Here is an 8,737-nt window from a genome sequence, read left to right as displayed (position 1 = left end):
GGCTATGGGGGAGCCGGATATTTGGATAGCGCGGAACTGTACGATCCAGCCGCGGCGGGGTGGGCGGTGACTGCGTCCATGAATTCGCCTCGCTTTGGCCACACAGCGACCCTGCTCCCGGACGGCCAGGTGCTGGCGGCTGGCGGGTTTAGCGGGACCGCGATCCTTTCCAGTGTGGAGCTCTACACCCCCTCTTAGGGCCTCGCCTGCGTGTTATGCTTCCTCTAGAGAAACACCAGTCCAGTCGGTACCCAGAAGCTTTCCACGCACGCCGGTTCAGCTTAGTCGAAACAAAGCTCGGGCGTGCGGGGGCGGGGAATCTCGGCAGCTTCCACGGAGGTCACAGAGCCCGGTCTGTACCGTTCCCCCTATTGGCAGCACTTAGCGTCACCACGGCATTTGGCCCATTGTGTTGTCCGCCCAAAGGACTTGCCCAAGCCTGGGTCCAAACCAGCGCCCCGAGCACCAACTGGTCCTGCGTTGCCTGCTCGGCTGATTGCAGCCGCATTGTTGCGGGAGTCAGCAATGGGCTGATTTACGCCTCGGCCGATTCGGGCCTGAGTTGGACGCAAAGCCCCGCGCCCGTTAATGCTTGGAGGGACTTGGCTTCCTCCTGGGACGCCACCTGGATTTTTGCTGCTTGCCATGGCCTCTATTTTTCCAGCAACTCGGCCGCGAGCTGGGCGCCCGTCACAAACGCTTTCACGCCGATCAGTGTCGCCTGTTCGGCCGACGCCTCTAACGTCGCAGTGGCTATAGGTGGGGGCGGTTACGGGCCAGCGGTGTATGTCTCGACTAACTTCGGGGGCGATTGGACGCTCCTGGGGCCGCTCGCGGAGCCGGTAGGCGAAACCGTCGGGCCGATTCGCTCCTCCGCCGATGGAAGCGTGCTGGTGGTTGTCACCGCAGATCACTATTCATCGCCATCGGCCGTGATCCTCACGCCAGCTTCAAATTGGTCTAACCACACCATAGGGGCTGATTTTGCGTACCGATCGTGCCCTGCGGTCGCGATGTCCTTTGACGGGGCCACTATCGTTTTACCGGCCCTCTGGGACACAAATGTAATGCCACCGCCGACGAATTGCCCTGGTCTCCTCTACAGCACTACCAACGCCGGCATGACCGTAATCACTAACTGCACGGCAGTTTCGAACTGGACCGCCCTAGCCTGCTCGGCCGACGGCACCCGGGACGTGGTCGTCGCCAACACTGGAGAGATATATCGATCTGTTGACTCCGGCACTACCTGGCAGCCGGACGCCGCCCCGACCGCCAGTTGGACAGGGGTCGCCTCCTCGGCCGACGGCTTCAAACTAGTCGCCGTTGCACGCGGTGGCGGCATTTACACCTGGCAGGGCACGCCTAAACCCGTGCTAAATATTGAGAGGGCAGGCGGTGGCCTCCTGTTTTCCTGGGGCGTGCCGTCCGCCATTGTATCGCTGCAAGAAGGCACCAACCTGGCGGGTCCATGGTCTCCCGAGGCGGCAACCCCCGCAATCAACTACAGCAATCTCCAGTACCAAGTGAGCCTGCCCGCGCCCGCTGGAACCCGATTCTACAGGCTCGCTTCGCAATGACGCGGCTCGTCACCACCGCCACACTCCTGCTACTTTGGCAGCGTATTTGCCTGGGGCCTGGGATCTTGAATGGCGGGGTCACGGGGTCACACGGTAAGCCACGGGGGAGCGCATCTTGACACTACCACCATAATGGAAGGATCGTAAGTGGTTCCTCATCCGAGGAAAGCAACCATTAACCGAACGAAAGGACATGCGACCTCGGATAAAAAGCAGCCGCGCTCCCTGCGCGAGATTGAGATGGAAGTTTTAGAAGAAGGGCGCGAATGGACGCGCCGACGACTCAAGGGGGCCGGGGAGTGATTACAGACAAGATAGTAGTGCGCACCCAGGGCGACCCGACGGACCTGGGAGGGCGCCTGCATTGGGAGGCCCTGCGGGGAGGTTTGGGGCGGCCCAAGGAGAAGGTGGTGCTGGGGGATGGGATTGCCTGGATTTGGAATCTCAAAGCCAACCGCCGGCCTGAGAGCCTGTTTTAAAAATAGAATTGCCGCCATTCGTCCTCGTCCTCGTGGTCGTCCTCGTTCTCGGAAGACCTGAAAATCGAGGACGAGGACGAGGGGAGCGGGCGCCGTCCATTTTCAAAACACGCTCTGAGGCTTACATCTGTTCCAGGGTTTCAATTCCGAGGACACGCAGGCCCTGGCTAAGCACAAGGGCAGTCAGATCACATAGAACCAAACGGGAGCCGCGCTGCTCGGGCGCAGATTTCAAGACAGGGCAGTTTTCGTAAAAGGCCGTGAAGCGCCCGGCCAGGTCGTAGAGGTAATTGCAGAGAAAATTTGGGCGGTACTCTTCGGCAACCGCTTCGAGGACCAGGCCAAAATTGAGGAGGTGCTTGGCCAGGGCGAGTTCCTCCGGTGCGGTTAAGGTAATCGCTGGTTGGTGAGCGTCCTCTGCCGGGGCCTGCACTCCGCCTTTTCTGAAGATGCTGCGAATTCGGGCATAGGCATATTGGAGGTAGGGCGCCGTGTTGCCAGTGAGGGCCAGCATCTTGTCCCAACTGAACATGTAATCACTCTGGCGGTTGGGCAGCAGGTCGGCATATTTGATTGCCCCCAGCCCGACGACCCGCGCGATCTCGCGCCGGGTGGGTTCAGGCAGGCCGGGGCTCTTTTCCGAGACCACCTTGAGGGAGCGTTCTTCGGCTTCATCGAGCAGGTCTGAAAGCCGGACCGTCTCGCCGGAGCGGGTTTTAAATGGTTTGCCATCCTCGCCCAGGATGGAGCCGAACCAGACGTGAGCCAGCCTGGTCGTGGCCTCGGGATGCCAGCGGCGAAAGGCGGCGAACAATTGGCGGAAATGGAGTTGTTGGCGGCCATCAGTGACATAGATGACCTCGCCGGCGTGCCAGGTTTCGAGGCGATAGGACAAGGTCGCCAAGTCGGTTGCGGCATAATTAAAACCGCCATCCTGCTTCTGGATTATGAATGGGTTCGCCACCCATTCGCCTTCGCGATGGATCAGGAACGGGTCCTCTTTTGGCGGCAGGGAAGCGTCCGAGAAGATTGCCTTTGCGCCGCGGCTTTCAACGGCTATGCCGCGGCGCATCAAATCATCGACAATCTGCTGGAGACGAGGATTGTAAAAGCTTTCTCCGAGAGTGTGGTCGAACCGGACACCCAACCGGCCATAAATGGTTTCAAACTGGGCTTGTGAGAGCCGGAGCATCTCGCGCCAGATGGCGAGGTTCTCGGCATCACCGGCCTGCAATTTCACCAACTCGGCGCGGGCGCGTTCGAGTGTTGCCGGCTCAAAGCCTGGTTTCTCAGGGTCGCACCCAGGGCTGATGGTTTTATAGATTCGCTCCATTTCAGCCAGCGGGTCTGCTTTGAGCCGTTCCTGGTCGAGTATTGTTTTCCAACCCACCAGCAACATGCCGAACTGGGTGCCCCAATCGCCGATGTGATTATCTGTGATGACGCGATGGCCCAGCAGGCGCAGGACCCGCGCCAGGGCATCGCCCAGAATCGTCGAGCGGATATGGCCGACGTGCATGGGCTTGGCCACATTCGGCGAACTGAAATCAACGACAATAGTTCGGGGCTGCGCGGTTTTGTCGAAGAACAAATGCTCCTCCCGGGCTGCGGAGTTCAATGCAGCGGCAAGGGCCAGGGGTTTGAGGCGGAAATTGAGAAAACCAGCGCCGGCAATTTCAACCTGTTCGCACCAATCGGCCAGGTCCAGGTTGGCGGTCACGTCGGTTGCCAATTGGCGCGGATTGATTTTCAAGCCCTTGGCCAGAGCCATGAGCGCATTGGTCTGATAATCGCCAAATTTGGGGTCGGGACAGGGGCGCACGAGGACAAGGGAGGAATCGGCGCCTGGGAGCACCTTCTGAACCGCCGCTTGCAGGCGCTGTTGGATGGCCTGATGAGGGAGCACGGGGCTACTTCTTCCCCTGATCGCGGATGATCTGCAGCATGGCGTCGGCGTCGGGAGCCTGTTCGAGGGCTTGGCGGAAATCGGCTTTGTGAAGGAGCTTGGCGATGTTGGCCAGGGTGTGGAGATGTTTCTGAAATTGACCTTGAGGCACCAGGAAGAGCATGACGAGATTGACCGGCTGGTTGTCGAGGGCATCAAAATTGACGCCGGTCTTGGAGCGCCCGAGCGCGCCGACGACCTCGTCTATTAAATCGGTCGAGGCATGTGGAATTCCGATGCCGAAACCGATGCCGGTGCTCATCGAGGATTCGCGCTTCTTGACGACTGCGGCGATAGGGTCATGGTGTTGCGGTTTAATCTTGCCGCTGGCGACCAGATTGTTGATGAGTTCGTCGATGGCTTCCCAACGAGTTGCCGCCCGCAAATCGGTAACGATTTGTTCTTTGCTGAGAATATCGCCTAAATCCATAAGGCCGGAATGCTTCCGCCCGGGCATTTCGCCTGAAGTGGGCCGGCATTTCAAGACAGAAAGTGAAGTCGTGGTTAAGAAGGTCGTGGACTACGGTAGTCCTCTTAGTCCTCTATCGCTGTTGGATGTCCTGCCTCTCTGAGCCGGCGCACCCAATTCAATGCCACTGGACGTGAGAGTGGAACTTACGCAACGCGCGGCCTAAAAGCGCCAGAGGACTGGCGCAGTCCACGACGCTTCGCGCGGACCGGTACCCGAGGGCCCGCTGGCGTTTGGATTGTTAAGGAGAAGGCGCAGGCTGAGGCCGTATGATCTGGTAGCTCACGAAGGCGAGTTGTTTGCTGTCGGGCGACCACGAGGGCACGTTGATGGTTCCTTGTCCGCCGAAGAACCGGGCCAAGTCCTGGATTGGGCCACCGCTCACCGGCATCATTCGCAACCGAACGATTTGGTTGGCTGGATGGCCGGTGACGTCCTTGTCGTAAGTCAGGAACACGAGCCACTTGCCGTCGGGCGAGGGGTGAGGGAACCAGTTGTTGGCGTCATCGGAGGTGAGTTGTTCCTGGCCGCTGCCGTCGGCTTTCATGCGCCAGATTTGCATCAGACCCGTGCGCTCGGAGTTGAAGTAAATATACTTGCCGTCAGGTGAGTAATCCGGTCCGTCATCCAAGCCTTTTGCTGTAGTCAGGCGTTTCTCCTGTCCGCCATTAACGCCAATGGTGTAGATGTCGAATTCTCCCTGGCGCTCGGCGCAATAGGCCAGAGTCGAGCCGTCCGGAGACCACCCGTGCCAGTAAGAAGGGCCCAGGGTGGTGATCTGCCTGGGCGAGCCGCCCGTGATTGGCAGGACATAAATCATAGATTTACCGGTGCGTGATTGATCGCTAATGGCGATCTGCGCGCCGTCTGGTGAAAGGCCATGATCATTATTGCACCGATTGGCAAAGGCGGTGTCGATTTCCTGCGGATTTCCCCCTGCCACAGGCATCCGATAGATGTGCCCGCCGGAATTGAAAATAAAGGACTGGCCGTCTCGAGACCAATTCGGGGCCTCGATATGGTTGGTGGTGTGATAGACGACCCGTCGATCTTTGGAGCCGATGGGGATGCGTTCCAGCGCGCAGTGCAGGACCGGTTTGAGCCCGGGCGCGGCGTGCAAGGTCCGCAACTGCACGTCCGAGAAACGGGCTTTCTCGAGCACGTTGTCGTCATGGGCGCACACCCCCAGCCCGACATAGACAGGGTCATGAAACCTGAGACGGACAAAGGGACCTGCGGGCGATTGCCCGCCAGGGTTCGCTCCTGATTGCTCGGGCGCCATGGCAGAGTTCGGCAAGGTCATGAAAAACACCTCGCCTTGGCACTGAATGCCCGCGCTTGCGGGCCTGCCGATGCTGGATTGGATTTCATGAGTCAGCGCGCCAGCGCTTTCGCGGAATTGCAATGAGGTCAGCCCATCCCCGTGCAGCGCCACATCGACATAAGGCGAATCCGGCTCGAGAGTTTGGCGCACCATCAGGCAGGCCTTGCGATGCGCATTACCCCCGGGGGTCACCCATTGCACGGCAGCCTCCAACGCGAAATCGCCTGATACCTGTTTCCAAACGAAATGAAAAGCGTCGTTGGTAAACCACATGTTCTCGCCCCCGCCCGCAACCATATACGAGCCGTCCGCCCCGTCCACCTCGACCGAGCCGGGGTGACTGACATGGCCGACATCCGCGTCCTGCTGGAACAACCCCAGCTCAGCCGCATCGAGCAATGCGGGCTGCGATGCGGCGACGAGGAGGACCGCCATGAATCTGCAGAGGAGTTGTGCGCCGCGTCGAGAGGTGTTTGGATTTCCGTCGCTTTGATGATCCAGCGAATTTTGCATGCGCCCGTTTACCACGAATGGAACGCGCCGTAAAGCAGGGGCGCATTGATCCGATTGATCAATTGATCAAATATGGGCTTTTGCGGTGTCGGTCGGGAAAATAGGCAACTCGCTCCCCGAAGGAACACGAGCCCCATGACTGACGGGTGCTTCCCTCCTATCGAGACTCGCCCTTAGTAAACGAGGACCAGCGCGGTGGCATCTTCGGCATCCTGCACGACATCCTGGAATTTGCGGTCTTTGATCGAGCAAGGGTCCTTCAGTTTGCTGGCCACTTCGGGCAGCGACTCCAATAAGGACAGGACATACGAGCTCTTGATTGCGTAATTGACGTTCTGAGGAAGGGCGCCTGAGGATTTGAATGCCGCGATGTCTGATAACCGGGCTGCGACGATACCGACGACGTTGCCTGAGGAGTTCACTAAGGCCCCGCCGGAATTGCCGGGCTGCACTGCTGCGCTGATCTGGAATTCCCGTGCATCGTCCTGGGCGCCTGCCAGGCTGTTGATTTTCCCGTCGGTCAGTTTTGGTTCCACACCTTGTAATTGCGGATTGGGAAAGCCAATCGTGAAGACCGTGTCTCCTAGTTTCACGCTACGGCTTGGGATAATGGGTAAAGGTTGAAATACTTGAAGAGGGTGTCTCGGTCTTCTTTTGGCAACGGGGAGGTGACGTCAGTCTCTCGGATTCGATTTAATTCGTCGTTGAGGCGGTCGTACCTGGTGTTGAATTTGGCGAAAATTCTCGTGAACAGCTCCAGTTCTTCCAGTTTTTGCTTTTGGATAAAGTAGGTCAGGGAAAACAAACCTGTGATGATTGCCACGATCACCTTCCAGTAATCCGTGTGGGTTGAGTTGGCGATGTACAGTCCTGCGGCCAATCCTCCCGCCAGAACGAAGGCCGCGACCAGAATGTATTGGCGGAAAAACCAATGCTTGAGGCAAACCAGGAAGTGGCAGCGGATTGGCACCGGACTAAAGTTGTGCGGGCAGTTGCCCTCTGGTTCTGGAGCATGCATTGTGTGTATGTACATATATTATGGGCGTTATTGCGGCACAGCTCACCCTTTCGCAGCGTTTGTAAAGCACGAAGTGTGCCGTTGGAGGGGGGATTAGGCTGGTTTTTACGGCATTATTCAAATACGCACCGGGAGAGGCCACGGGCCGTGCAGGGGGGACTGTCTTGTGGGCAGGGCTGGCATGAGGGACGCCTTTGGCGTCGTCGGCTCTGTCGCGCAGACGCAATCAACTGGCCGGCGGCAGCACTTTACAGCCGTAGTGCGCCCAACTGCCCGCAAAACAGAAGAATTCGGCCATGCACCCGCCTATAGAACTTACAAGAACCCTGAGTTGCCTTTGCCAAAGGGCTTCGCAATTGTAACGACTTGCTATTGTGCTGACGAAAAATAACAGACCTTTTGCTACGGAATAACGTGCAGGACGGAAGATATAGGATCATCCATGTTCGCAAGCTTTCGCTCAAGTGTTGCCAGGCTCAGCTTGTGTTTCGCCGCCAAGGCGATCAGATAGGCGTCATTCCACTGTTTGAAGCCGCTGAGTGAGCGCATGGAGACGTTGGTGAACGGGAGGTCATCGGGAAGAAACTGGTGCCCGGGCAAATCTAGAATTCTCTCCAAGTGAGCCATCGCCTCCCCTGTGCCCATTCGCGGAGATTGGCGCTGCCCTGAAGCATCGATCCAGGGGCGAGTGAAAAACCGCAGAAAAGCCCCTTGCGTCTGCGGTGAGGTGTGGAATCGTTGCAACCCCTTTAGAAACTTGTCGGCGCGGTTGTGGTCGGCATGCGACTCGTCAAAGGCGGCGATCAGCGTATTGGCGTCGAGCAGGGCGGCTCTACTCATCATCCAGGGAGTCTTCGACTGTCTCTGTTGTGTAGAGGCCGCCCTGAGATCGAAAAACGGCTGACGAAGACCGCTTGGTGAAGGGCCGCCGGACCCCTAGAAGAATCAGCTCTGAAACCGCTTTTCCCAACGAAATGTTTTCATGTGCCGCCTTCGCCTTGGCGGCTTGAAACGCTTCCGCATCCAAAGAGAGCGTAGTTCTCACAGATGCATCATTGCATCACCGCATCGCGCTGTCAACCTCATGATGTCGTAAATGGAAAGGGCATCCAAGGCTGGAAAGCGTTTACGGAGCGCCATGGCTACATCGCGAGGGATGTGCTCATCGAGCAGCAGCCTCACGCCTTTTCCAGGTTGGGTGAAACGGCTTTGAGGCCACTGAAGTCCCGCTGCGCATGTAGTGTCAGGCTGGCGGCAATTTCCTCCGGGTAAGGTTGCGTCAATAAATAACATTTACAAGTCCGTAGGAACCTGCTACCTATGGCGGCGGCATGGTTCCTATCCGTGACATTCGAGACAAGTTGATGCGAATCTGGCCCCACCTCAACGAGAGATCCCGCCGTATGTTA

Annotated in this window: 9 protein-coding genes; 3 read left to right on the top strand and 6 right to left on the bottom strand. The window is 58.2% G+C overall.

Going from position 1 to position 8,737, the window contains the following annotated elements; translation table 11 throughout:
- The 3 genes from VG146_11710 to VG146_11700 all read left to right on the top strand — a co-directional run.
- Nucleotides 1-198, top strand: a 198-nt coding sequence (locus tag VG146_11710; protein HEV2393015.1) for a kelch repeat-containing protein, incomplete at its 5' end; no start/stop codon positions are given.
- Between the two features lie 173 nt (nucleotides 199-371).
- Nucleotides 372-1,580 carry a hypothetical protein gene (locus tag VG146_11705; GenBank protein ID HEV2393014.1) on the top strand — a complete coding sequence of 403 codons (1,209 nt, stop codon included), beginning with the start codon at nucleotides 372-374 and terminating at the stop codon, nucleotides 1,578-1,580.
- A gap of 266 nt (nucleotides 1,581-1,846) precedes the next feature.
- Nucleotides 1,847-2,059 carry a hypothetical protein gene (locus tag VG146_11700; GenBank protein HEV2393013.1) on the top strand — a complete coding sequence of 71 codons (213 nt, stop codon included), beginning with the start codon at nucleotides 1,847-1,849 and terminating at the stop codon, nucleotides 2,057-2,059.
- 121 nt (nucleotides 2,060-2,180) lie between these two features.
- On the opposite strand, the gene argS is transcribed toward VG146_11700, so the two are convergent.
- From argS to VG146_11670, 6 genes are all read right to left on the bottom strand, one after another.
- Nucleotides 2,181-3,965 (bottom strand): arginine--tRNA ligase, encoded by a 1,785-nt coding sequence (gene argS / locus VG146_11695; GenBank protein HEV2393012.1) that lies wholly within the window; start codon nucleotides 3,963-3,965, stop codon nucleotides 2,181-2,183.
- Nucleotides 3,966-3,969: 4 nt separating this feature from the next.
- Nucleotides 3,970-4,434, bottom strand: coding sequence for a PTS sugar transporter subunit IIA (locus VG146_11690; protein HEV2393011.1), 465 nt, complete (start codon nucleotides 4,432-4,434; stop codon nucleotides 3,970-3,972).
- A 280-nt stretch (nucleotides 4,435-4,714) separates the two neighbouring features.
- Nucleotides 4,715-6,232: a hypothetical protein gene (locus tag VG146_11685; GenBank protein HEV2393010.1), complete on the bottom strand. Its 1,518-nt coding sequence runs from the start codon at nucleotides 6,230-6,232 to the stop codon at nucleotides 4,715-4,717.
- 251 nt (nucleotides 6,233-6,483) lie between these two features.
- Nucleotides 6,484-6,903, bottom strand: coding sequence for a serine protease (locus VG146_11680; GenBank protein ID HEV2393009.1), 420 nt, complete (start codon nucleotides 6,901-6,903; stop codon nucleotides 6,484-6,486).
- Nucleotides 6,900-7,328 carry a hypothetical protein gene (locus VG146_11675; GenBank protein ID HEV2393008.1) on the bottom strand — a complete coding sequence of 143 codons (429 nt, stop codon included), beginning with the start codon at nucleotides 7,326-7,328 and terminating at the stop codon, nucleotides 6,900-6,902. Before VG146_11675 ends, VG146_11680 begins: the two co-directional genes overlap by 4 nt.
- 402 nt (nucleotides 7,329-7,730) lie before the next feature.
- Entirely contained in the window at nucleotides 7,731-8,171 is a 441-nt protein-coding gene (locus VG146_11670; GenBank protein HEV2393007.1) for a PIN domain-containing protein, read from the bottom strand.
- Nucleotides 8,172-8,737 lie beyond the last annotated feature (566 nt).

The organism is Verrucomicrobiia bacterium (assembly GCA_035946615.1).
Lineage (GTDB): Bacteria > Verrucomicrobiota > Verrucomicrobiia > Limisphaerales > UBA8199 > DASYZB01.
This window is presented reverse-complemented; position numbering and strand designations above follow the sequence as displayed.